Raw genomic sequence first — 22,832 nt, 5'->3', positions numbered from 1 at the left:
TCGCCCTTGGGGCGACGGGGGCAGCGCCCCCTATTCCACGATTTCGGCAGTCTCGACCACGGCATGCAGCAGAACATCCGCCCCGGCTGCGGCCCATTCCTTGCTGATTTCTTCGGCTTCATTGTGGCTCAGCCCGTCAACACAGGGGCACATGATCATCGCGGTCGGCGCAACCCGGTTGATCCAGCAGGCATCATGCCCCGCGCCCGAGATGATATCAGTGTGCGAATAGCCCAGCCGTTCGGCTGCGTTTCGCACGGCCGATACGCAAGCATCGTCAAATTTCACCGGATCGAAACCGCCGACTTTCTCGAATTCGATCTGAAGACCCATCTCGTCAACGACGTCCTCGGCAGCCACCCGCAGGCGGTTCTCCATGTCGGTGATTACCTCCAGCTCGGGCGAGCGGAAATCGACCGTAAACACCACCTTGCCCGGAATCACGTTGCGTGAGTTCGGGTAGACATCGATATGCCCTGCCGCACCCACCGCATGCGGAGCATGAGACCATGCGATCTCGTCGACTTTCTCCAGGATCCGCGCCATGGCCAGCCCGGCATTCTTGCGCATCGGCATCGGTGTCGATCCGGTATGCGCATCCTTGCCCGTTACCGTGATCTGCGTCCAGCTCAGCCCCTGACCATGGGTGACGACGCCGATATCCTTGCCTTCGGCTTCAAGGATCGGGCCCTGTTCGATATGCAGCTCAAAGAACGCATGCATCTTGCGGGCGCCCACCTCTTCATCACCACGCCAGCCGATCCGGTTCAGCTCATCCCCGAACTTTTTGCCTTCAGCATCTTCGCGGTTGTATGCCCAGTCTTGCGTGTGCATCCCGGCAAAAACGCCCGAAGACAGCATCGCCGGCGCGTAACGCGTGCCTTCTTCGTTTGTCCAGTTGGTGGCGACGATCGGATGTTTCGTCTTGATCCCCAGGTCGTTCAGCGTCCGGATCAGTTCCAGCCCTCCCAGGACACCCAGCACACCATCATATTTGCCGCCGGTCGGCTGCGTATCCAGATGCGAACCCACGTAAACCGGCAGCGCGTCCGGGTCAGTGCCTTCGCGACGGGCAAACATGTTGCCCATCTGGTCAAGCCCCATGGTGCACCCTGCTTCCTCGCACCATTTCTGGAACAAGGCGCGGCCTTCCGCGTCCTCATCCGTCAAGGTCTGGCGATTGTTGCCACCGGCGACACCCGGGCCGATCTTGGCCATCTCCATCAGACTGTCCCACAACCTGTCGCCATTGATCCTGAGATTCTGCGCCGGAGCTGCCATGTTCATCTTCCCTGTTTGCTGGCGAGTTGGCTCGCTTTTGATGTCTTGATTTGACCATATGGTCAAACTCACGCTATCACGGGTTCGGTATCAGTCAAGAATTTGCGCGGTTCAGCTGAAATTTTCAGTAGGTCCCGCACCTGTTCGACGAAAAAAGAGACACGCTGAAAACATGCCAAAAGACCGCGCACCAACCCGTATTCAGAAAAAGAACCGCGCCGCGATTCTAGAGGCCGCCCTGAACGTGTTTTCATCCCACGGGTTTCGCGGCGCAACCGTAGACCAGATCGCAGCAGAAGCAGGTCTGAGCAAGCCGAACCTGCTGTACTATTTCCCATCAAAAGAAGCGATCCACACTGAATTGCTGTCCGGCCTGCTGGATACCTGGCTGGCTCCGCTGCATGATCTGGACGCCAATGGCGATCCGATGGAGGAAATCCTGGCATACATTCGGCGCAAGTTGCAGATGAGTCAGGAGCTACCACGGGAAAGCCGCCTTTTTGCCAACGAGCTTGTACAGGGCGCGCCGCGTATTCACGATGCATTGTCCAATGATCTCAAGACACTGGTCGACGAAAAGGTCACGATCCTTACCGGCTGGATGGATCAGGGAAAAATCGCGCGGGTGCACCCCTACCACCTGGTGTTCTCGATCTGGGCCTTGACGCAGCACTATGCAGATTTCGATGTTCAGGTTCGTGCAATTCTGGGCAACGAAGATCCGTTCGAGGGTGCAGAAGCCTTTGTTGACACGTTGTACCGCAAACTTCTGAGCCCCTGAAAAAAGGGGCCGCAATAACGGCCCCTTGACAATCTGTCGCAATCCCCTCATTCGGCCGCCTTGGCCATCGGGTTGTTCGGATGCGTCGTCCAGTTCGCATAAGTTGGCTGAACTTCTTTTCCGGTCCGGGGATCAACCTCGCCCGCTGCCATCGGCACCATATCGATGCAGCCTTCGATCGGACAAACATCGACGCAGAGGTTGCAAGCGACGCATTCGTCATCCATCACCTCAAAGACGCGGTCCTCGGACATGGAAATCGCCTGGTGGCTGGTGTCTTCGCAGGCAGCATAACACCGGCCACACTTGATGCACTGATCCTGATCGATCTTCGCCTTGGCGACGTAGTTGAGGTTCAGATACTGCCAGTCGGTGACATTGGGCACCGCACGTCCGATCACCTCATCAATGCTGGAATAGCCTTTCTCATCCATCCATTCCGACAGCCCTGCCGTCAGTTCGTCAATGATCTTGAAGCCATAGGTCATCGCAGCGGTGCACACCTGAACGTTGCCGCAACCCAACGAGATGAACTCGGCCGCGTCACGCCAAGTGGTGACGCCGCCGATGCCGGAAATCGGCAGGCCCCGCGTCGCCTCGGCCCGCGCGATCTCGGACACCATCGACAATGCAATGGGCTTTACTGCCGGGCCGCAATACCCACCGTGGCTGCCTTTGCCGTCAATGGACGGTTCAGGGCTGAACGTGTCCAGATTGACGCTGGTGATCGAATTGATGGTGTTGATCAGCGACACCGCATCCGCACCACCGTTTCTGGCGGCCGCAGCCGGTTTGCGGATATCTGTGATATTCGGCGTAAGCTTAACGATGACCGGGCGGTCGTAATACTGTTTGCACCAGCGGGTGACCATCTCGATATATTCCGGCACCTGCCCCACGGCCGAGCCCATGCCGCGTTCGCTCATCCCATGAGGGCAGCCGAAGTTCAGCTCGATCCCGTCCGCACCGGTTTCTGCCACGCGTGGCAGAATGGCCTTCCATGCTTCTTCCTCGCACGGAACCATGATCGACGCGATCAAGGCGCGATCCGGGTAATCGGATTTGACCCGCGCCATTTCCTCGAGATTCACCTCGAGAGGACGATCCGTGATCAGTTCGATATTGTTCAGGCCCAGCAAACGGCGGTCGGCCCCGTAGATTGCGCCATAGCGCGGGCCATTCACGTTCACGACCGGAGGCCCCTCGGACCCCAGCGTTTTCCAGACAACTCCTCCCCACCCGGCCTCGAAGGCGCGGCGCACATTGTATTCCTTGTCCGTCGGCGGCGCAGAGGCCAGCCAGAACGGGTTGGGGCTGGAAATGCCCAGAAAGTTTGTCGTCAGATCGGCCATGGCTTCTCCCTTCCCGGCTCAGCCGGATTTTTTGAATATCATTTCGGTCGGGCGAATACGCCCGGCCTTGAGGTTTTTGACGTAGTTTTGGAACTTTTCAGGCGCCGTTTCGCCCATCATCAGGTGGATTCCCAGCGGCGCTGGTCCGGTCTCGGCTATCTTGGCAAATACGTCTTCGAAGAACTGGATCGCAAACGCGGTGCGGTCTGTTTCGGCAACCAGCTCAAGACCGGCCGCGGCCGCGGCGTCCTTGTATACATCCGGCGCGTGAACAAATGAGGTTTCCGGCAATGTGGACCAGGGAAGCGGAAAAGCCAGCGGCTCATCCACCTCTCCGCCCATGACGTCGAACAAGGCAAAGGTGCCACCGGTGGCCAGAACCCGTGACACTTCCGCGAACAGCCCCGCTTTGTCTTCGATATTCATGCCCACATGCATCATGACGGCAAGGTCGAACCCGGCATCCGGCACAGGCATGTCCAGAGCACTGCCAACAAGAAAGCTGGCCTTTTCGGAATGTCCGACCAGATCGCTGAGCGCAGTTGCGGTTTCCACGAACTCGGGCGTCAGGTCGATCCCTGTCACCGTTGAGTCGTATTTGTCCACTATGTACCGGGATGTGCCTCCGATGCCGCATCCGATGTCCAGAACGCGTGTCGCATGGGTCGGAGAAAGTTGCGCAAACAGGTTGTCGGTCGCAAGAACGCCGCCGGTATGGAATTCATCCCCCGCCTTCAGATCAGCGACAGTGGCCGCATCCGGGTCGATGCCGCTGGCCTCCAGCGCCGCGCGGACGCGTTCGGTCAGTGCACCGGTGGTATAGTGTTGAGCAACAGCTTGTTCGATCTGGGACATGGGAATACCTCAGCAGCGAAAGGAATGGGGTGAATACCCCACCCTATCACGAAACGAGCGTCGCGTGGATGTCCATCGCCGCGTCCCGACCTTCGGCAACGGCCGTTACGGTCAGATCTTCACCGCCCGCAGCGCAGTCACCACCAGCCCAGACACCAGCCAAAGAGGTTCGGCCAGCGCCGCTGACGGCGATCTTGTTGCCATCCAGCGTCAGGCCTTCGGGTGCGCCCTCCAAGGTCTGTCCGATGGCCTTGAGAACCTGATCGGCCGGCAAGCGGATCGTTTCTCCGGTTGCGATGAGCTGACCGTTCTGGCTGGAGGTATATTCCAGCTCGATCTCGGTCGCGGCGCCATTGCCGTGGATGGCCACTGGCTGAACATTGGTCATGATCCGAACGCCATGCGACGCTGCCAGGTCCTGCTCGTACCGGCTGGCCCCCATGGCATCCCGGCCGCGGCGATAGGCAATCGTGACGTTTTCGGCGCCCAGAAGCTTGGATTTCACGGCGGCATCCACAGCCGTCATGCCCCCGCCGATGACGACCACATTCCGGCCAACGGGCAGATCGGCAAGGTCGCTGGCCTGCCGCACGTCCGATATGAAATCAACCGCGGCCCGCACACCGTCCTTGTCAACACCGCCTGCACGCAAGGCGTTGACGCCGGCTAGACCGATGGACAGAAACACCGCGTCGTAGTTTTCGACCAGCCCATCCAATGAGATGCTTTCGCCCAAAACCGAACCGGTCTCGATTGCAATCCCGCCGATTTTCAGAAGCCAGTCCACCTCGGCCTGTGCAAAATCGTTGGTCGATTTGTAGGCCGCGATACCATATTCATTCAGGCCGCCGGGTTTGGGCTTGCTTTCATGGATCACCACGTCATGGCCCAGCATCGCCAGCCGATGGGCACAGGCCAGACCCGCAGGCCCGGCCCCTACAACGGCAACTGTCTTGCCGGTCGAAGGCGCACGTTCAAACGGATGCACGCCCGAGGCCATGATTTCATCGGTGGCGAAACGTTGCAGGCGCCCGATCTCAACCGGTTTGCCTTCGGCGGCCTCGCGAACGCAGGCCTCTTCGCACAATGTTTCGGTTGGACAGACCCGAGCGCACATTCCGCCCAGAATATTCTGTTCCAGAATCGTGCGCCCTGCTGATTGCGGTTGACCGGCTTGAATCTGGCGAATGAACAACGGGATATCGATATCCGTTGGACAGGCCGTCACGCATGGCGCGTCATAGCAGAAATAACAGCGATCTGCGGCTACTGCGGCCTCGTGCTGCGCAAGTGGCGGATGCAGATCGGTGAAATTTGAGGTCAGCTCATCGCTTGAAAGCCGCCCGGCTACGATGCCGGGTGCCATCTGGCCCTGTGCCATCACTCTACTCCCTGTAGATATGTTTGTTATGCTCTCAGCTTGCCACAAATATTTTTTTTATCAATTGGTAAAATTTGCCAAATGGTCAAAAAATGAAAAGCCTTGCAAAAACAACCGTGTTTTTGGGCACTTCGCTTAGGGATTAAGCACAACAAGCGTTGAATCATTGGGTCCGAAGGCAGGATTTGCCCAGGAAAGGGCTGTGCGGGTATGGGCATACAAGGTTCGGTCAGCATCGCACGCCACCGATTTTCCCTTACGACATGAACCGGGCCAACCTCGGAAAATCCGCAAAATGACCTTGCTCAGCCCTTTCTCGGCGCGATGAGAGGAATGCCATAGATAACAAGAAATCAAACTTTCGGCTTTTGACGCCCCACCCCGCTTGCTGTAACCCGGATCAAAGGGTGCCGGTTCCGGCAGCTTTCAGGAATGGGCATAGATGCAGGCAAGTTCTCGGAAATTCAACATCGCGGTTGTCGGGCAAAACAACCGCCTGCAATATGAGGCCCTGTTGTTCGCGGCCTCGCTTCGCCATTGTTCGCCCGGGTTCAAAGGCCGGCTGTTTGTCGCCACACCCAACCCGGGCCCGCGCTGGACCCACAACCCCAGCATCCAGGACGAAGACGTTCTGAAGGCCCTGAAACAGTTGGATGCCGAAATCCTGCCCTTCGACTCGCATGTTTTTGGCGAAAGCTACCCTTATGGCAACAAGATCGAGGCCTTGTTGGCCCTGCCGGAAGGTGAACCCTTTGTGTTCTTCGACACAGACACGCTGATCACCGGCGACATCACAAGCGTCCCGTTCGATTTCAACCACCCCGGAGCCTCACTGAAGGTCGAGGGCACATGGCCAAAGCCGACGCTGTACGGCCCCGGCTTTGACGGTATCTGGCGGGCGCTTTATGCGCGCTTCGGGCTGGATTTCGAAAGCTCGGTGGATCCGGGCCAACCCCATGATTACTGGCGGCGATACCTTTACTTTAACGCAGGTTACTTTTTCTTCAAATGCCCCAGGATGTTCGGTGAACGGTACCTGGACTACGCAAGAACGATCCGGGATGAGAACATTCCCGAACTGACGGGCCAGAACCTTGACCCATGGCTGGATCAGGCGGCCCTGCCGCTGGTCATTCATTCTTTCGGCGGCGGGCGGGACGCTTTGCCGGACGGGCTTCTGGATGGGTCCGTCAGCTGCCACTATCGCCTGTTCCCTTTGCTTTATGCCCGCGAAAGCGATCACGTGATCGATGTGCTGGAAACCGTCGTGGCCCCCAACAAGGTCAAAAAAGTGCTCAAACAGTATGATCCGTTGAAAAAACTGGTTCTTCAGGGCAAAGGCGAAAAAATCCGTGCGCTCTTTGATCAGGACAATCTGCCGCGGCGGGAACAGGCACTGCGCAACGCGATCAAAAGCAAAGGACTCTGGCTGCGCTGACAGGATCGTTGTGCGCAGGCGGGCAATGGCCTACAGATTCCGCAAGACAGATACCAACAGGAGATTTTCACATGTCTGACGGCCCGACCTACGGTTTCGACACATTGCAAATTCATGCGGGTGCCCGCCCCGACCCGGCGACCGGAGCACGCCAGACACCGATTTATCAGACCACGGCCTATGTGTTCCGGGATGCGGACCACGCAGCGGCCCTGTTCAACCTGCAAGAGGTGGGCTTTATCTATTCTCGCCTGACCAACCCAACCGTCGCCGTTCTGCAGGAACGCGTGGCGACGCTTGAAGGCGGCGTCGGGGCGGTGTGCTGCTCGTCCGGGCATGCGGCACAGATCATGGCGCTGTTCCCGCTGATGGGGCCCGGCTGCAACGTGGTCGCCTCGACCCGTTTGTATGGCGGCACGGTCACGCAGTTCAGCCAGACGATCAAACGCTTTGGCTGGTCCGCCAAATTCGTGGACACCGATGATCTGGACGCCGTGAAGGATGCCATCGACGAAAACACCCGCGCCGTGTTCTGCGAATCCATCGCCAATCCGGGCGGTTATGTGTCTGATATCCGCGCGTTGGCGGATGTTGCTGATGCTGCGGGCATCCCGCTGATTGTCGACAACACCTCGGCCACGCCCTACCTGTGCCGTCCGATCGAGCATGGCGCGACACTGGTTGTGCATTCCACCACCAAATACCTGACCGGCAACGGCACCGTCACCGGCGGGTGCATCGTGGATTCTGGCAAGTTCGACTGGTCCGCGAATGACAAATTCCCGTCACTGAGCGAACCCGAGCCTGCCTATCACGGCCTGAAATTCCATGAGACTTTTGGCCCGCTGGCCTTCACCTTCCACGGCATTGCCATCGGTCTGCGTGATCTGGGCATGACCATGAACCCGCAGGCAGCTCATTACACGCTGATGGGGATCGAAACACTGTCGCTGCGTATGGAGCGCCACGTGGAGAACGCCCAGAAAATCGCAACGTGGCTGGAAGCGGATGACCGGGTGGAATACGTCACCTATGCGGGATTGCCGTCATCACCTTACAAGGACCGGGTCAAATCGCAGTATCCACGTGGCGCTGGCGCATTGTTCACTTTTGCGGTGAAGGGCGGCTATGACGCCTGTATCAAACTGGTCAACGCGCTGGAAATCTTCAGCCACGTGGCCAATTTGGGCGATGCCCGCTCGTTGATCATCCACTCGGCCTCGACCACCCACCGACAACTGACGCCGGAACAACAGGAAGCCGCGGGCGCAGGCCCCGGTGTCGTGCGGGTGTCAATCGGCATCGAAGACGTGAACGACCTGATCGCGGACCTTGATCAGGCCCTCGCCAAGGCCAGCGCCTGACTATGGCCGGGCACGACACAAACGACCTTGGCCAGCCCATCGGTTTGCCGGTGTCGGGTGACTTTCCGCGCCCGACGCCGCCTTACACACCGATGGAAGGCCGGTACTGTTCTGTCGTGCCACTGGATGTGAATCGCCATGCGCCCGGACTTTTTCGGGCGTTTGCCAATGACAGGGATGGCCGTAACTGGACTTACCTGCCCTATGGCCCGTTTGTCAGCGAACCGGAATTTGAAGACTGGGCCCGCGCCAACTGCATGGATGCGGACCCGATGTTTCATTCCGTATTGGATGCGGACGAAGTGCCAGTCGGCATGGCCTCTTATCTTCGGATCGAACCCGCAGCGGGTGCCATCGAAGTCGGCCACATCCACTTCTCGCCGCTGCTGCAACGCAAGCCGCAATCGACCGAGGTCATGTACCTCATGATGAAGCGGGTTTTCGACGAGCTCGGCTATCGCCGGTACGAGTGGAAATGCGACGCACTGAATGCACCGTCACGCAATGCCGCTGAACGGCTGGGATTTACTTTCGAAGGGGTGTTTCGACAGGCGACCCACTACAAGGGCCGCAATCGGGATACGGCATGGTACGCGATCATCGACACTGAATGGCCGCGCATTCGCGATGCATTCGAAGCCTGGCTGTCGCCCGACAATTTTGACGGCACGGGCCAGCAGCGCAAACCGCTGATGGCCCGTGTGAAAGCGTGATCTTAGTCTGAAATCTCGAATTCCATCGAGACACTGACGGAAACCGACACCTCGCCGCCCGCGACGGGAACACCACCCGCATCCGCCATGCTCAGCGCGCGCATTTCTGCCATCGGACGAATGCCAGCTGTTTGCTCCGAGATCGACTGAACCGGACCAAGCGTCACGCCCGCTGCCTCTGCCAACTGCTGTGCTTTGGCCGTGGCTTCGCCAACGGCCTTGGCACGCGCCTGCGCCTCGATCGGTTTGGGATCCTGTACGCCAAAGCTCAAGCCCCCGAAATCATTGGCGCCGTCCTGAATGACCGCGTCCATGATCTTCCCCAGTTGGGTCAGGTCGCGTACGCGCACAAACACGCGGTTGGACGCCGTAAAGCCGGTGATTTCGGGCGTCTCCCCATTCTGTCCATGACGACCCGACCAGACGGGCGACAATGACAGGTCCCGTGTCTGGACGTCACGATCTTCGATACCCATCTCGGTCAGGCGCGCCAAGACTTTGAAAACGGCATCTGACGTCGCCTGCATCGCAGCCGAGGCTTCGGCGTCTTCGTTGGTCACGCCCAAGGTTATCGTCGCCATATCAGGCGCAATCTGCACTGTTCCGGTTGCATCAACGTTGATGCGACGTTCTTCCGCATGAGCGGCCCCGGCAGCCGTAGCCGCCATCATCGCGGCCAGAAAAGCGAATGTCTTCAAGGTTATCACTCCAAATTACTCTGCTTTTAGATGGGTTGACGGGCCCTTGCGATACAAGAGGAGATACCGCCTTTTTCTTTCCCTCGGCGGGTTCCTGCTTTAATGTCGGTCTGCAAACGCAAAGTCGTTTGCATTGACATTGATAATTATGGTTCCTCCGGAATATGAAACCCGCCTTTGCGCTGTCTTTTTCTGCGACCGGAATAACACTGCACCACCGTTCCGATGACGACTGGTTTGTTGTCGGTACGATTCCGCTGGATGTTCCGGACTTGTCCGCACAGATGCAGGCGTTGCGGGAAAAGGCATTTGCGCTGGAAAATGATCTGAGCTGCAAGCTTGTGCTGCCAGAGGATCAGATTCGGTTTCTAGAGCTTTCGACCGATAGGTTGCCGCCGGAAGACCGGGCGGAACGTATCGAAACTGCTCTGACCGAGGCCACGCCTTACGCCCTGTCGGAACTGAGTTATGACAGCCAGACCGAAGGCGACACGACCTTTGTTGCCGCCGTGGCGGTTGAAACTCTGGCCGAAGCGCGGACCTTTGCCTCGGAAAATGGTTTTGTGGTGGTGGCGTTCACCGCCGAAGACAAAGAGGGCGCGTTCCCGCGTGAGGCGTTGTTTCGCGAAACCTCGGACGCTTCCGATCTGTCACACCCGGAGAACCAGCCATCTCCGGTGGAAACGGACGCAGTTGAACAGGCTGATGATTCCGACCTGCCCACCCATCCGATTGCCGGAACCGCCGCGCCCGAGGCTTTCCGAGCACCCCGGGAAACAACGAACAATCTTGATGCATCTTCAGGGGTAAACCGGTCTGCCATTCCGCTCTTTGCCGCCGTGCTTCTCGTTGGTGGACTTGTTGGCGTTTGGCTGGCATCGGGGTCCGACCCTGAACAGGATCAGGCCGAACAGAGCCCGGCTCAGGTTGCGGTTTCCGCCACTGAACCCGCCGCAGAGCCCCTGCCTGAATCGGAGCTGGACACGGCGGCGCTGGAAGCCCCGCAACAAACCGTTCCGGACCTTGCGACCGATGACGCCGAAGTGCCTGCGAACGAGGCCTCGGAAACCGAGACCGGCACCCAGCCGGATCTGACTGCCACAGATGCAGCCATTCTGGAGGCCCTCAAAGTTGCCCCTACCGCGGTGGACTCCGTCGCTCAGGACCCCGAAACACTAAAAGGTGTCGAGGCCGTTACGGGCATAAGCACGACAGCGCCTGCGGCACCGGAAATACCTGAGACCGCGGAACCGCAGGAATTGTATCTGGCATCGCTGGACCACGCCGATCTGTTCGAGGATGCGGTTGCCTTACCGCCCGACCCCAGTTTTGACACCGACGCTCCTTTTGAACCCGACGTATCCCCCAACATTGCGGGCACTCGGTTTGATCTGGATGAGAACGGCCTGGTCGTGCCTACACCGGAAGGCACCGTTAATCCGGCGGGGGTCGTTGTTTATCTGGGGCGCCCTTCCAAGGTTCCACCTGAAACTCCGGTTCGTTTCGAAGAAGAACCTGTGGTTGACGAGGTCGACGACAGATTGGCAGGCATTCGACCCAAGCCGCGCCCCGCTGATCTGGTCGAGAATTTCGAGCGCGGTCAACTGGGTGGCCGGTCACTGGAGGAATTGGCATCCAAGCGACCGAAAGCGCGCCCGGAAAACCTTCAGACCGAACCACAGGTCGATGAGGCACCAACGGCCTTGGCTGTCGTAAGAGTCCCGCGGCCCAAATCCCGCCCTGCCGGATTGGCCCCTGCCAAATCACCTGCTTCAAACAGTTCGAATCTTGGGTCCACAGCAGCATTGGATCAGAAATCCGATGACGCAGGATCGTTCCAACCAAAGACCGTCGCGCCCAAAATCCCTTCGACCGCGTCGGTCGCACGACAAGCCACGATCGACAACGCAATCAACCTGCGCAGGCTGAACCTGATCGGGGTCTACGGAACGCCGGCCAACAGACGCGCATTGGTGCGGCTTCCCAGCGGGCGTTACAAAAAGCTGAAAGTCGGAGACCGCCTTGATGGCGGGAAAGTCATCGCGATCAGCGACAGTGAGCTCCGATATCAGAAAAAGGGCCGCAACGTGACCCTGGCGATGCCGCGCAGCTGAAAACCGGCAATCGATCTTCTGACGCACCAACCGTCACATAAAAGCGCCGAAGGCAGATGAACTGCCCCCGGCGTGTCAGTGCGTTGCAATCAGGCTGCGGAAATCTCGCCGCTTTCGATCTGTTCGCGTTCGATGGATTCGAATAGCGCCTGAAAATTTCCCTCGCCGAAACCGTCGTCGCCCTTGCGCTGAATGAACTCGAAGAAGATCGGTCCGATGACGGTTTTCGAGAAAATCTGTAGCAGAATCCGGGTCTCACCACCGTCGACAACGCCTTCACCATCGATCAGGATGCCGTGTTTCATCATCCGGTCCAGCGGCTCCTCGTGGCCGGCCACGCGGGTCTTGGACATCTCGTAATATGCCTTGTTCGGGCCCGGCATGAATTTTAGACCGTTTTCCGCAATTGCATCGGTCGAGGCGTAAATATCGTCACTGCCGACAGCAATATGCTGAATGCCTTCACCTTTGTATTTCTTCAGGTAGGATACGATTTGCCCCGTCTCACCGCGGTCTTCGTTGATGGGGATGCGGATACGACCGCAAGGAGACGTCAACGCCCGGCTGTACAACCCGGTGAACTTGCCCTGAATGTCAAAGAAACGAATTTCACGGAAGTTGAACAGGTCGCCGTAGAACTTGAACCACTTGTCCATATTGCCCTTGTAGACGTTGTGCGTCAGGTGATCGAGATAGAAGAAACCCACACCCCGTGGTTTGGATTCTTTGATCCACTCGAATTCCTGATTGTAAGGCGATGTGTCGTAATATTGATCGACGAAATAGATCAACGATCCGCCGATGCCCTTGATCGCAGGCACATTCATGGTTTTGTCAGCGCCGTCGTAAGGTTCCGCACCTTTTGATACGGCATGGTCATAGGCCTTTTGCGCGTCAACAACTCGCCACCCCATGGACGGCGCGCAAGGTCCGTGCTCGTCCACGAACCTCGCGGCAAAGCTGTCGGGATCCGCGTTCAGGATATAGGTGACATCCCCTTGCTGCCACAGCTCGACGGCGGGCTTTTCCTTGTGGTGGGCCACCAGGTCAAACCCCATCTTCGCGAACAGATCACGCAGCTCCTGCGGCTCAGGATGGGCAAACTCGACGAATTCAAACCCATCGGTACCGGCAGGGTTTTCTTCGCTGATAACAGATTTCGGGGCGTTGTGTGGGAAAGGACCCATGGCGCGTCTCCTTCGAAAACAGGAATTTCTTTGCTGATTCAAAAATATGACTTTTATGACGCTGTTTCTGCGCATTGTTTTCGTGTAAACTGCCGATAGGCGCGCAAAACGCGCATAAAAGTTAATAAAGGCAGGATTTTTCCGCACATGCTGGACGCGACCGACAAGCGATTGCTTTCCGCCCTGCAAAAGGACGCACACCTGACCGCGCACCAACTGGGCGAAATGCTGAACCTGTCACCCAGTCAGGCAGGACGCCGCCGCCAGCGGCTTGAAGCCGAAGGGTACATAACCGGGTATGCCGCGCGGCTGGACCCGTTGAAACTGGGTCTGCAAGTGCAAGGCTTTGTTCAGGTCCATCTGGGAACTCATGGCCCTGAACAATCTGCAAGCTTCGCCCGCATGGTCGACACCCGCCCCGAAATTACCAGCGCATGGACGATGACCGGTGAGGCAGATTACCTGCTGCACATCTATTGTGACGATCTTTCCGCGCTCAACAGCTTGCTACATTCGGTCATCCTGCCGCATCCTGCCGTTGCAAGAGTTCAGAGCCAGATCGTAATGGACCAACTGAAACGCGACGCCCCCCTGCCCACCTGAACGGGCCCGAGAGGACACCTATGGACGTATTCCTATATCAGGCTTCAATCTATCTGGCAGCCGCAGTCATCGCCGTTCCCCTGTCTGCACGGCTGGGGTTGGGGTCGGTTCTGGGGTATCTGGCCGCTGGGATTATCATTGGTCCTGTTCTTGGACTTGTCGGCGCGGAAACGGAAAACCTTCAGCACGTTGCCGAATTCGGTGTGGTGATGATGCTGTTCCTGATCGGTCTGGAACTGGAGCCGCGCGCTCTTTGGGATATGCGCGATAAGTTGCTGGGGTTGGGCGGGTTGCAGGTTGCGTTGTCGACGGCTGCGATTGCTGCCGTGGCAATGTACGCCAACCACCCCTGGTCGGTCGCCCTGGCCGTAGGGCTGACTTTGTCGCTGTCATCCACGGCAATCGTTCTTCAGACCCTTTCCGAAAAGGGCCTGATGCGAACAAATGGCGGTCGAGCTACGTTTTCGGTGCTGTTAACGCAGGACATAGCGGTCATTCCGATCTTGGCCTTGCTTCCACTTCTGGCCTTGCCGGCCATGCCTCAGATCAAATCGGATGGTTCGATTGACCGCGGGGCCGGAGGACTTCACGGCGCGGACCATCACAGCCTTTCTCTGGTCGAAGGTCTGCCGGGTTGGGCCGTCACGCTGGTTACGATCGGGGCAGTGGTGTTTGTCATTCTGGCCGGTGTCTACCTGACCCGTCCGCTGTTTCGCTTCATTCACGCGACCCGCCTGCGCGAGATGTATACCGCTCTGGCGCTTATGATCGTGGTCGGGATTTCCTTCCTGATGACCCTCGTCGGACTTTCCCCTGCCCTGGGCGCCTTCCTGGCGGGCGTGGTTCTGGCCAGTTCCGAGTTCAGACATGAAATGGAAAGCGACCTTGAGCCATTCAAAGGGCTTTTGCTTGGGCTTTTCTTCATCACGGTCGGTGCCGGGATCGATGTTGCCTATTTCTTTGATGACCCCCTTGACCTGATCGGTCTGGCGCTTCTTTTGATCCTTGCAAAAGGGATCATCCTGTATCTTGTGGGCAAGGCCTTCAAGTTGCGTGGGCGCGATCACTGGCTGTTTACCTTGGGCTTGGCGCAAGCGGGTGAGTTTGGCTTTGTTCTGCTGGCATTTTCCACGCAACAGAATGTCATCCCCCCCGACCTGTCCCAAAAACTGCTGATGATCATCGCTTTGACGATGCTGATCACACCGCTTCTGTTTATCATCTACGATCTTCTGTCGCGAAAGATCGGCGACACTTCCAAAGAACCCGTGCCGGATGAAATTGACGAAAAAGGCCCCGTCATCATTGCCGGGATCGGTCGGTTCGGGCAGATTGTAAACCGGCTGGTGCGGGCCAGCGGGTTCAAGACGGTTGTGCTGGACCACAACATCGAAACTATTCAGCTGATGCGCCGTTTCGGGGTCAAAGGGTTTCTGGGCGATCCAACACGCCCTGAATTGCTGCGCGCTGCGGGATTGGAAAAAGCGTCGGTCCTTGTCGCTGCCATGGATGACCACAAACAAGTCACGCGGCTTGTCGGGTATGCCAGACGGCAGCGCCCTGACCTGCACATCATCGCACGCGCCCGCGACCGGACTCATGTGTACGAGCTCTATCAGGCTGGTGCCAACGACATCGTGCGGGAACTTTTCGACAGCTCATTGCGCGCAGGCCGCTATGTTCTGGAGAATATCGGGCTGAGTGAGTACGAGGCCGCACAGGCGGAACAGACTTTTTATCATCATGACCGGATGTCTGTTCGCGATCTCGCCGAGCTGTGGGTCCCGGGTCTGCCAACTGCCGAAAACAAGAAATACATCGAGCGTGCACAGCAGCTGGAAAAGGATCTGGAAACCGCGCTGCTGGAACTGGCCGAAAAACACGCCAAGAAGTCCGCCTGACCCAAGCCTGTGCCCGGGTCAGGCAATGAATCAACCGTCAGACACTCCTGCCTCGGCAAAGGTTGCCATACCGGAATGGCAGGCCACGGCGCTTCTGAGAATATTGATCGCCAGCGCCCCGCCCGAGCCTTCGCCCAGCCGAAGACCAAGGCTCAGCAGCGGTTCCTTGCCCAGCTTCACCAATACGGCACCGTGTGCGGCCTCGGCGCTTTGGTGGCCGGCCACGGCGTGATCCAGCGCGGTGTCCGACAGCCTCCACAGGCAGGCAGCGGCAGCGGTACAGATGAAACCGTCCAGGATCACAGGAATGCGCAATATCCGCGCGGCGGCAATCGCCCCGGCCATCGCCGCAATCTCACGACCTCCGAGGCAGCGCAGAATTTCAAGGCCATCCTCTGACCTGTGCAACGCTACACCTTCGGCAACAACACGGGTCTTGTTGGTCAGCCCTGCATCATCGACGCCCGTCCCGCGACCTGTCCAATCGGCCGCGTCACCACCGAACAGCGCGCAGGCAATCGCGGCTGCCGGGGTGGTGTTGCCAATGCCCATCTCGCCCACGACCAACAGATCAGCCTGCGGATCCACGGCCTGCCAGCCAGTGCGCAGCGCGTCCAGCAATTCGGCTTCCGTCATGGCCGGTGCCCGGGTGAAATCTGCGGTCGGGTTATCCAGATCCAGCGCGTGAACATCCATCGTTGCGCCCGCCGCCCGGGCCAGCTGGTTGATCGCCGCACCGCCATGTTCGAAGTTCATCACCATTTGCACGGTCACTTCCGACGGAAAAGCCGAGACCCCCTGTGCGGTGACTCCGTGGTTTCCGGCAAAGACGATGACCTGTGGCGCCGCGATCTTTGGACGGGCATCTCCGCGCCATCCTGCGTACCAGATTGCCAAATCTTCAAGTCGCCCCAGCGCGCCCGGGGGTTTCGTCAGTTGTCCGTTTCGCTCTGCCGCGCCCTGCGCCGCGGTGGCATCCGGCCCCGGAGCCGCTGCAAGCGCAGCACGGAACGCGTTCAAATCATTCAGTTCAGGCAACATGAAAGCCTCATTGCATCAGAGTGGTCCTGTGTGTTTAACCGAAGCATCGAAACCAACAAGACCCCGAAAGGCACGGGCGTGCAGAAAAACGACACCAATCCCTTTTCCCTGTGGGATATTCCGCTGGCTCTGGTGCTGTTGACCCGCCTGCCCCTGCCCCGATTGCCGGAACCTGTATTCAAGCGGCAGGCACAGGCGGCATGGGCCTTCCCCATCGCCGGGCTGGCCGTCGGAGCGATCGCCTGTCTGGTCGGATGGTTGGCAATGGTCTTTCATCTGCCCCCTTTTGTTGCCGCGACACTGTTGGTTGCAATGTTGATCATGACGACGGGCGCAATACACGAGGACGGTCTGGCCGATACGTTCGACGGCCTCTGGGGCGGGTTCACCGCTGAACGTCGACTTGAAATCATGAAAGACAGCCAGATCGGAACCTATGGTGTTCTCGCTTTGGTTGTTTCCCAGCTTGCTCGGGTTTCGGCAGTTGCCACGATTTTGGCAACCGGGTCGATTTGGCCGATTCTGGCAGCCTGCGTGTTCTCACGCGCCCTGATGCCGGTTTTGATGGCATCCCTGCCAAACGCCAGAAAATCGGGGCTGAGCCATTCGGTGGGAACCCCCGGCGCGATTTCGGTCAGCATGTCCTTGGGCCTGGCCGTTACAATCGCCGTTTTCCTGTGCGGGGGTGCGGCGATCACCGCCATATTCTCTGCTGCCTTGGTTGCCGCCATCTTGGCGCTGACAGCGCGCAAGAAGATCGGCGGCCAGACCGGGGACATACTTGGGGCATCGCAACAACTGGCCGAGATCGCGTTTCTGCTTGCCATCAGCGCGCAGATTTAGGACGCGCCGCCTGTTTCGATCCGCAGTGTTCCACCGCAGTGCTTGCAATGCACGGCATCCGGATCATGCCGATACAACCCGCAGCTTGGGCATTTGTGACGTACCTTCTGCGGCATGAATATCGCCTGCGCCAAACGGACAAACAACGCGACGCCCACGACCATGATGAAGACCGAAAACAGCTTGCCCCAAGGTGTGCTCAGCGTGATGTCGCCGAACCCGGTTGTGGTCAGGGTGGCCATGGTGAAATACAGCGCGTCTATGTAAGGCGTCTGGGCGTCTTCCGGAATGAAGAACACCAATACCGCCGTAGAGGTGGCAAAGACGAAAACCATCAGATTGATTGCTGCAATCACCGCGTCTTCATGGGTGCGAAAAAAGGTACTGTCGCGTCGCAAGTCCCTGAGCAGGTGGTATGAATGGATCAGGCGCAAGGCCCGCAGAATCCTCAGGAAAGCCAGGTTGCCCGTCAGAAACGGATCCAGAACCAGCGAGACGATAACGACAATATCCGCCAGCGTATAAATCTGGCGCAGCAGCTTCCAACGATCCTTTGAAATCCAAAGCCGCGCTGAAAAGTCCAAGAAAATTAAAAAACCGATCAACTGGCTTGCAAGGATCAAGCCGGGACCATGAGGGACGTGAGCCGTTGCGACAAAGAAAATGATTGTCGCAACATCGAACAGGATCAGAGCGTACCGAAACCAGACCGAAATCGGGTCATGTCCGATATACAGATATCTAACTGTCTGCTTCATGTCCGCCCTGTAGCTTGCTGCATATACAGTAGAATTAGCGGTACTTGCGGAATTCACCAAGCCACGAAAAAGGCCGCCCCGATGGTGGAGCGGCCTGTTGTCATATCGAACTCGCTGTCAGGCAGCGCGAGAGGTCAGAACTTCGTCCACCTGTTTGGCGGCGGATACTTCGCCGGTGCCGGAAACCGCCGCAACCTCGCGGGTCAGGCGTTCCAGCGCAGCTTCGTACAGCTGACGTTCGGAATAGCTCTGCTCGCGCTGGTCGTCCGTGCGATGCAGATCGCGGACCACTTCCGCAATCGAAATCAAATCGCCCGAGTTGATTTTCTGCTCGTATTCCTGAGCACGGCGCGACCACATGGCGCGTTTGACCTTTGCCTTTCCCTTCAGCGTTTTCATTGCCTGACTGATCACGTCGGGCGAGCTGAGCGACCGCAGACCGGATTCGGTAACCTTGTTGGTCGGCACGCGCAGAGTCATCTTGTCTTTCTCAAATGAGATGACGAACAGCTCCAGAGAGAATCCCGCGACTTCCTGTTCTTCGATCGAGATGATCTGGCCTACGCCATGAGCGGGGTAGACAACATAGTCGTTCGGGCGGAACTCGAGCTTTTTCGACTTTGTCATTCAGTTTTTTCCTTGCTTGCGGACGGGACACAGACAACAAAAGCACCACATGCGGGGACTTTCTCAGCCCCGACAGGCGGCGATATTGTCACAAATTCAAATCTCCAAAGCGAGCATACTTGTGGAGCGCATCCCAATCTCGGTCATCATACAAGAACCGAGTATATCACAAAAATACGACACCCGAAAGTTTACCCGGCGGTAAATTTTCATATTAAACCTGTTTTCAACAGGTTGAGCCGCGTTCTTTTCGCATCAAACAGAGGTTTGAGCGCGAATCGTTCAACCACCCTCGCCCGGTGCTTCCGAGAAATACTTCTCCATCTTGCCTTCTTCACCGTCGCGTTCTTCCGCATCGGGAAGCGGATCTTTCTTGGTGACGATCACGGGCCACATTTCCGAGTACTTGCGATTGAATTCGACCCATTGATCCATGCCCGGTTCAGTATCGGGGCGGATCGCGTCGGCCGGGCATTCTGGTTCGCAAACACCGCAGTCGATGCATTCGTCGGGATGGATGACCAACGTGTTCTCACCTTCATAGAAACAGTCCACCGGACATACTTCGACACAGTCGGTATATTTGCAGGCGATACAGTTTTCGGTGACAACATAGGTCATGATCGGATTCCCGTTTGCGGTTTGAGCGTTTAGCTAATTCAGTCTGGCCTACTCTTCAAGATATGATCAGCGATCTTCGGTGCGAGAAAGATCAAGAGAACGGCGATCTTTCTTTGTCGGGCGACCTTTTCCCTCAAACCCCGGATTTTTGGGCGGAACGTCCTGTTTTTCGGTCATATCGAAATACAGCGTTTGCGCTTCGGGGGCCGGACCACGGCGATCCCCGATTTTTTCGATGCGCACAACGCGGACGATACGGCCCTGAGGAAAGGTCAGAACGTCGCCCGGGGCCACGGCCTGCGCCGGTTTTTGCACCCGGCTTCCGTTCAACCTGACATGGCCCCCGCTGACCTGTTTGGCGGCCAGGCTGCGGGTCTTGAAGAACCGCGCCTGCCACAACCATTTGTCAATCCGCAGCTTGGCCTCGGCCATTTCGGATCAGTTGCCGTCCTTCAAACCCATCAGCGCGGCTGCAAACGGGTTGTCGGGATCAATCGCCTTTTCCTTTTTCGGCGGCCGGGACGAGAAGGTCTTGGCGCCCTGAGGCTTGCCGCCCTTCTTGCCATGCGGTTTGCCACGGCCATCCTGCGGCTTGCCGCGCGGTTTGCCCTTGCCCTGCCCCTGCTCGCGGCGCGGACCTCGGTTGGGCTGTCGCTGACGGGCCCAGGTGAAGGTGTAGAACACTTCAACCTCGGGTTCGTCTGACACTGGTTCTGCGGGAAGGCTGTCCGCACCAGCCTCGGCTGCCGCCTCGGTGCCGTCGGTGGCCTCGGCTGCCGCCTCGGCGGGTGCGGCGACGTCTTCTGCCGCGACTTCACTTGCCGGGGCTTCTTCGGCGGTCGGTTTGTCCGCTTCAGCTGCCGCCGGCTGTTCGGCCGGTGCAGGTTTGACTTTCGGCCGCTCGCCGCGTTCCGCCTTGTATCCCAGCCCCTGCATAAGGTCTGCGAACTGATCCAGCGTCATACCGGTGATCGACAGCATATCGGGTTTGGCTTCGAAACCGCCGCGGCTGTCTTCTGCGCGCAGCATGTCCGCCAAACGTTCCAGCATGTCGATACGGATCGAACGCTCGCCTGCATCGCGGTAGCCACACATGGTGTCATAGCCCTGCGGCGCATCCTTGGCGACCGGCACGGTCACCAGGCCCGGAGGCGGCGCTTCGGGGAATTCCTGCAACCCGCTGGACAGCGCCCAAAGCACGAGACGCAGACGCGTCGGGGCCGGTTTCAGCAGCAGCGGCATGAAAATGGTGAACTGGCCGAACCGGATACCATGCTTGCGCAAGGCGCCGCGGGCGTCCTGATCAAGATCCTTGACCTCTTGTGCGACCTGTGCGCGGGGCAGGATACCCAGCGCTTCGACCATGCGGAAAGCAAAGCCTTTGGCAAGGCCGCTGAGTTCCTCATCGCGGGACAGGTTCAGCAGCGGCTCGAACAGAGCGGCCACCTTGCGGTCAATGAAGTGCTGCAAACGGCGCTGCACTTTCTGCTCGACATCCGGCCCCGCCGCTTCGTCAACGAACACTTCGACCATAGGTTTGAGAGGTTCCGCCCCGGCAACCAGCTTGCCAACGGCGTATTCACCCCACATCAGGCCACCCTGATCAGTGAAATCAATTTCAGTATCGGGCGCGTTGTAGAAGCGATCGGCGCGCAGATGGAATTGCGGCGCGAGTGCTTGCAGAGACGCCGATTTCAGAGCTTTTGCCTCGGTTCCCTGCGCGCTTTTGTCCGGGATGAACCGGAACCCTTCCAGACGACCGACGAATTCGCCTTCGACGGTCACTTCACCCTTGTCATTTACTTCGGCCAAAAGGGCCTCCTTCTGTTTGAGCCGGCGCAACAAAACGGATGTGCGCCGATCCACAAATCTTTGCGTGAGACGCTCATGCAGAGCGTCGGACAGTCTGTCTTCTACAGTGCGGGTTTCGTTACGCCAATGTGATTCGTCACGAACCCACCCTTTCCGCTGCGCAACATATGTCCACGTGCGAATATATGCCAATCTTTTAGATAAAGCGTCGATACCGCCGTGGGTCTGATCGATCCGTCTGATCTGCCGTGCCATGAACTCGTCGGGAATGGATCCCCGTTCATGCAGATGGCCATAGATCACCTCCAGCAAGCTGGCATGTTCCGCATGGCTGATACCGCGAAAATCAGGGATTCTGCACACATCCCACAGCAACCGGATGGACGGGCCGTCGCTTGCACGGGCGACAACTTCGGTCACTTGCGACAGCGATTTCAACGCGTTCAGGTCATCAGCAGGGCGGGCCTTGATCAGGTGTTCATCATCCGGGCCGACCTCAAGCGAGTCGATCAGCGCATCAATCGAGCCGAACCGAAGGGCGGCATTTCGCCAGTTCAGCTTTTTCATCGGCGTAAACCGGCTGTCCATGATCGCCTGCGCCACGCCCTCGTCCAGCGGCGGGGCCTCTCCGGTTACGCCGAATGTGCCATCCGACATCCCGCGACCTGCCCGGCCCGCGATCTGCGCCAGCTCGTTCGGCGCAAGCGGACGCATCCTGCGCCCGTCGAATTTGGACAGGGATGAAAACGCAACGTGGTTCACATCCAGGTTCAACCCCATCCCGATAGCGTCCGTGGCAACCAGGTAATCAACCTCACCGTTTTGGTACAGGTCCACCTGTGCATTCCGGGTCCGCGGGCTGAGCGCCCCCATAACCACCGCAGCTCCACCTTTCTGGCGGCGCAACAATTCGGCGATGGCATAGACGTTTTCAACCGAGAACCCCACGATGGCGCTGCGCGCAGGCATCCGGCTGATCTTTCTGGAGCCCGAGTAAACCAGCTGTGACATCCGCTCTCGCCGCACGAACTGTGCCTGGGGGACCAGCGCCGAAATCGGGCCACGCATTGTGTCCGAGCCCAGGAACAGTGTCTCGTTCGTGCCGCGAGACCTGAGCAGACGGTCGGTGAAGACGTGACCCCGTTCCGGATCGGCACAGAGCTGAATCTCATCGATGGCAACAAAATCAGCACCCATGCCTTCCGGCATCGCCTCAACCGTGCACACCCAATACTGGGCGCGGGGCGGTACGATCCGTTCTTCGCCCGTGACCAGCGCCACCACCGACGGACCACGGATCGCAACGATCTTGTCATAGACCTCGCGCGCCAGCAGGCGCAGCGGCAGACCGATCACGCCTGTCCGATAGCCCAGCATGCGCTCGATAGCGTAATGGGTTTTGCCGGTGTTGGTCGGGCCAAGTACGGCCACGATTCGGGATGACCCGCTCACATTCGCCCCC

Annotated in this window: 20 protein-coding genes; 8 read left to right on the top strand and 12 right to left on the bottom strand. The window is 58.4% G+C overall.

All coding sequences use genetic code 11. The annotated features are described in order from the left end of the window. Window positions 1-30 precede the first annotated feature (30 nt). Window positions 31-1,281 carry a Zn-dependent hydrolase gene (locus tag ACR3E6_RS11940; protein WP_171633086.1) on the bottom strand — a complete coding sequence of 417 codons (1,251 nt, stop codon included), beginning with the start codon at window positions 1,279-1,281 and terminating at the stop codon, window positions 31-33. Window positions 1,282-1,453: 172 nt separating this feature from the next. Between ACR3E6_RS11940 and ACR3E6_RS11935 the strand changes: the two genes are divergently transcribed. Next, window positions 1,454-2,062 (top strand): TetR family transcriptional regulator C-terminal domain-containing protein, encoded by a 609-nt coding sequence (locus ACR3E6_RS11935; RefSeq protein ID WP_171723449.1) that lies wholly within the window; start codon window positions 1,454-1,456, stop codon window positions 2,060-2,062. A 47-nt stretch (window positions 2,063-2,109) separates the two neighbouring features. Here the strand turns inward: ACR3E6_RS11935 and preA are convergent, their stop codons facing one another. From preA to ACR3E6_RS11920, 3 genes are read right to left on the bottom strand one after another with little or no spacing between them, the layout of a single operon-like run. Next, window positions 2,110-3,414 carry an NAD-dependent dihydropyrimidine dehydrogenase subunit PreA gene (gene preA, locus ACR3E6_RS11930; protein WP_171633091.1) on the bottom strand — a complete coding sequence of 435 codons (1,305 nt, stop codon included), beginning with the start codon at window positions 3,412-3,414 and terminating at the stop codon, window positions 2,110-2,112. A gap of 18 nt (window positions 3,415-3,432) precedes the next feature. Continuing rightward, entirely contained in the window at window positions 3,433-4,269 is an 837-nt protein-coding gene (locus tag ACR3E6_RS11925) for a methyltransferase domain-containing protein (RefSeq protein WP_480487292.1), read from the bottom strand. A gap of 46 nt (window positions 4,270-4,315) precedes the next feature. After that, entirely contained in the window at window positions 4,316-5,650 is a 1,335-nt protein-coding gene (locus tag ACR3E6_RS11920) for an NAD(P)-dependent oxidoreductase (RefSeq protein ID WP_171723451.1), read from the bottom strand. A gap of 442 nt (window positions 5,651-6,092) precedes the next feature. Between ACR3E6_RS11920 and ACR3E6_RS11915 the strand changes: the two genes are divergently transcribed. From ACR3E6_RS11915 to ACR3E6_RS11905, 3 genes are all read left to right on the top strand, one after another. Then, window positions 6,093-7,088, top strand: coding sequence for a hypothetical protein (locus ACR3E6_RS11915; protein ID WP_480487290.1), 996 nt, complete (start codon window positions 6,093-6,095; stop codon window positions 7,086-7,088). Between the two features lie 71 nt (window positions 7,089-7,159). Next, entirely contained in the window at window positions 7,160-8,452 is a 1,293-nt protein-coding gene (locus ACR3E6_RS11910) for an O-acetylhomoserine aminocarboxypropyltransferase/cysteine synthase family protein (protein WP_171633102.1), read from the top strand. Between the two features lie 2 nt (window positions 8,453-8,454). Continuing rightward, window positions 8,455-9,165 carry a GNAT family N-acetyltransferase gene (locus ACR3E6_RS11905; protein ID WP_171633105.1) on the top strand — a complete coding sequence of 237 codons (711 nt, stop codon included), beginning with the start codon at window positions 8,455-8,457 and terminating at the stop codon, window positions 9,163-9,165. Window positions 9,166-9,167: 2 nt separating this feature from the next. Here the strand turns inward: ACR3E6_RS11905 and ACR3E6_RS11900 are convergent, their stop codons facing one another. Continuing rightward, window positions 9,168-9,872 (bottom strand): SIMPL domain-containing protein, encoded by a 705-nt coding sequence (locus ACR3E6_RS11900; protein WP_480487287.1) that lies wholly within the window; start codon window positions 9,870-9,872, stop codon window positions 9,168-9,170. Between the two features lie 155 nt (window positions 9,873-10,027). On the opposite strand from ACR3E6_RS11900, the gene ACR3E6_RS11895 reads away from it, so the two are divergent. Beyond that, window positions 10,028-11,977 carry a hypothetical protein gene (locus ACR3E6_RS11895; protein ID WP_480487285.1) on the top strand — a complete coding sequence of 650 codons (1,950 nt, stop codon included), beginning with the start codon at window positions 10,028-10,030 and terminating at the stop codon, window positions 11,975-11,977. Window positions 11,978-12,066: 89 nt separating this feature from the next. Here ACR3E6_RS11895 and hppD read toward each other — a convergent pair whose 3' ends face one another. Beyond that, window positions 12,067-13,164, bottom strand: coding sequence for a 4-hydroxyphenylpyruvate dioxygenase (gene hppD / locus ACR3E6_RS11890; RefSeq protein ID WP_480487283.1), 1,098 nt, complete (start codon window positions 13,162-13,164; stop codon window positions 12,067-12,069). A 147-nt stretch (window positions 13,165-13,311) separates the two neighbouring features. Here hppD and ACR3E6_RS11885 point away from each other — a divergent pair, with 147 nt between their 5' ends. Together ACR3E6_RS11885 and ACR3E6_RS11880 are read left to right on the top strand one after the other, a co-directional pair. Further along, complete coding sequence (locus ACR3E6_RS11885; RefSeq protein ID WP_171633115.1) at window positions 13,312-13,767, top strand: Lrp/AsnC family transcriptional regulator; 456 nt, start codon at window positions 13,312-13,314, stop codon at window positions 13,765-13,767. 20 nt (window positions 13,768-13,787) lie between these two features. Next, window positions 13,788-15,668 (top strand): monovalent cation:proton antiporter-2 (CPA2) family protein, encoded by a 1,881-nt coding sequence (locus tag ACR3E6_RS11880; protein WP_209833366.1) that lies wholly within the window; start codon window positions 13,788-13,790, stop codon window positions 15,666-15,668. 30 nt (window positions 15,669-15,698) lie between these two features. Here ACR3E6_RS11880 and cobT read toward each other — a convergent pair whose 3' ends face one another. Then, the gene (cobT, locus tag ACR3E6_RS11875) at window positions 15,699-16,709 is read right to left on the bottom strand and encodes a nicotinate-nucleotide--dimethylbenzimidazole phosphoribosyltransferase (protein ID WP_210092215.1); all 1,011 of its coding nucleotides are present in this window, start codon (window positions 16,707-16,709) and stop codon (window positions 15,699-15,701) included. Window positions 16,710-16,787: 78 nt separating this feature from the next. Between cobT and cobS the strand changes: the two genes are divergently transcribed. Further along, the gene (gene cobS, locus ACR3E6_RS11870) at window positions 16,788-17,552 is read left to right on the top strand and encodes an adenosylcobinamide-GDP ribazoletransferase (RefSeq protein ID WP_480487281.1); all 765 of its coding nucleotides are present in this window, start codon (window positions 16,788-16,790) and stop codon (window positions 17,550-17,552) included. Here cobS and ACR3E6_RS11865 read toward each other — a convergent pair. The 5 genes from ACR3E6_RS11865 to ACR3E6_RS11845 form a co-directional block, all read right to left on the bottom strand. Next, window positions 17,549-18,310 carry an ion channel gene (locus tag ACR3E6_RS11865; RefSeq protein WP_171633123.1) on the bottom strand — a complete coding sequence of 254 codons (762 nt, stop codon included), beginning with the start codon at window positions 18,308-18,310 and terminating at the stop codon, window positions 17,549-17,551. The genes cobS and ACR3E6_RS11865 overlap by 4 nt on opposite strands. 117 nt (window positions 18,311-18,427) lie before the next feature. Then, window positions 18,428-18,937 (bottom strand): CarD family transcriptional regulator, encoded by a 510-nt coding sequence (locus ACR3E6_RS11860; RefSeq protein WP_171116428.1) that lies wholly within the window; start codon window positions 18,935-18,937, stop codon window positions 18,428-18,430. A gap of 282 nt (window positions 18,938-19,219) precedes the next feature. Next, window positions 19,220-19,558 carry a ferredoxin FdxA gene (fdxA, locus tag ACR3E6_RS11855; protein WP_152457680.1) on the bottom strand — a complete coding sequence of 113 codons (339 nt, stop codon included), beginning with the start codon at window positions 19,556-19,558 and terminating at the stop codon, window positions 19,220-19,222. Between the two features lie 66 nt (window positions 19,559-19,624). Next, window positions 19,625-19,990 (bottom strand): RNA-binding S4 domain-containing protein, encoded by a 366-nt coding sequence (locus tag ACR3E6_RS11850; protein ID WP_171633125.1) that lies wholly within the window; start codon window positions 19,988-19,990, stop codon window positions 19,625-19,627. A gap of 6 nt (window positions 19,991-19,996) precedes the next feature. Then, on the bottom strand, window positions 19,997-22,822 hold the full coding sequence (locus ACR3E6_RS11845; RefSeq protein ID WP_480487278.1) for a helicase-related protein: 2,826 nt from the start codon (window positions 22,820-22,822) through the stop codon (window positions 19,997-19,999). Window positions 22,823-22,832 lie beyond the last annotated feature (10 nt).

The sequence above is a fragment of the Ruegeria sp. AL3 genome (assembly GCF_056536065.1).
Note: the sequence above shows the minus strand (reverse complement) of the source record. Positions and strands in the feature narration are given on the sequence as shown.

Excerpts from the sequence above, each read along its gene's own strand:
- fdxA (WP_152457680.1), bottom strand. The coding sequence starts at position 19,558 with ATGACCTATGTTGTCACCGAAAACTGTATCGCCTGCAAATATACCGAC.
- cobT (WP_210092215.1), bottom strand. The coding sequence starts at position 16,709 with ATGTTGCCTGAACTGAATGATTTGAACGCGTTCCGTGCTGCGCTTGCA.
- ACR3E6_RS11915 (WP_480487290.1), top strand. The coding sequence starts at position 6,093 with ATGCAGGCAAGTTCTCGGAAATTCAACATCGCGGTTGTCGGGCAAAAC.
- ACR3E6_RS11940 (WP_171633086.1), bottom strand. The coding sequence starts at position 1,281 with ATGGCAGCTCCGGCGCAGAATCTCAGGATCAATGGCGACAGGTTGTGG.
- ACR3E6_RS11880 (WP_209833366.1), top strand. The coding sequence starts at position 13,788 with ATGGACGTATTCCTATATCAGGCTTCAATCTATCTGGCAGCCGCAGTC.
- ACR3E6_RS11905 (WP_171633105.1), top strand. The coding sequence starts at position 8,455 with ATGGCCGGGCACGACACAAACGACCTTGGCCAGCCCATCGGTTTGCCG.
- preA (WP_171633091.1), bottom strand. The coding sequence starts at position 3,414 with ATGGCCGATCTGACGACAAACTTTCTGGGCATTTCCAGCCCCAACCCG.
- ACR3E6_RS11910 (WP_171633102.1), top strand. The coding sequence starts at position 7,160 with ATGTCTGACGGCCCGACCTACGGTTTCGACACATTGCAAATTCATGCG.
- ACR3E6_RS11850 (WP_171633125.1), bottom strand. The coding sequence starts at position 19,990 with ATGGCCGAGGCCAAGCTGCGGATTGACAAATGGTTGTGGCAGGCGCGG.
- ACR3E6_RS11925 (WP_480487292.1), bottom strand. The coding sequence starts at position 4,269 with ATGTCCCAGATCGAACAAGCTGTTGCTCAACACTATACCACCGGTGCA.
- ACR3E6_RS11935 (WP_171723449.1), top strand. The coding sequence starts at position 1,454 with ATGCCAAAAGACCGCGCACCAACCCGTATTCAGAAAAAGAACCGCGCC.
- hppD (WP_480487283.1), bottom strand. The coding sequence starts at position 13,164 with ATGGGTCCTTTCCCACACAACGCCCCGAAATCTGTTATCAGCGAAGAA.
- ACR3E6_RS11885 (WP_171633115.1), top strand. The coding sequence starts at position 13,312 with ATGCTGGACGCGACCGACAAGCGATTGCTTTCCGCCCTGCAAAAGGAC.
- ACR3E6_RS11920 (WP_171723451.1), bottom strand. The coding sequence starts at position 5,650 with ATGGCACAGGGCCAGATGGCACCCGGCATCGTAGCCGGGCGGCTTTCA.
- ACR3E6_RS11860 (WP_171116428.1), bottom strand. The coding sequence starts at position 18,937 with ATGACAAAGTCGAAAAAGCTCGAGTTCCGCCCGAACGACTATGTTGTC.
- ACR3E6_RS11865 (WP_171633123.1), bottom strand. The coding sequence starts at position 18,310 with ATGAAGCAGACAGTTAGATATCTGTATATCGGACATGACCCGATTTCG.
- ACR3E6_RS11895 (WP_480487285.1), top strand. The coding sequence starts at position 10,028 with ATGAAACCCGCCTTTGCGCTGTCTTTTTCTGCGACCGGAATAACACTG.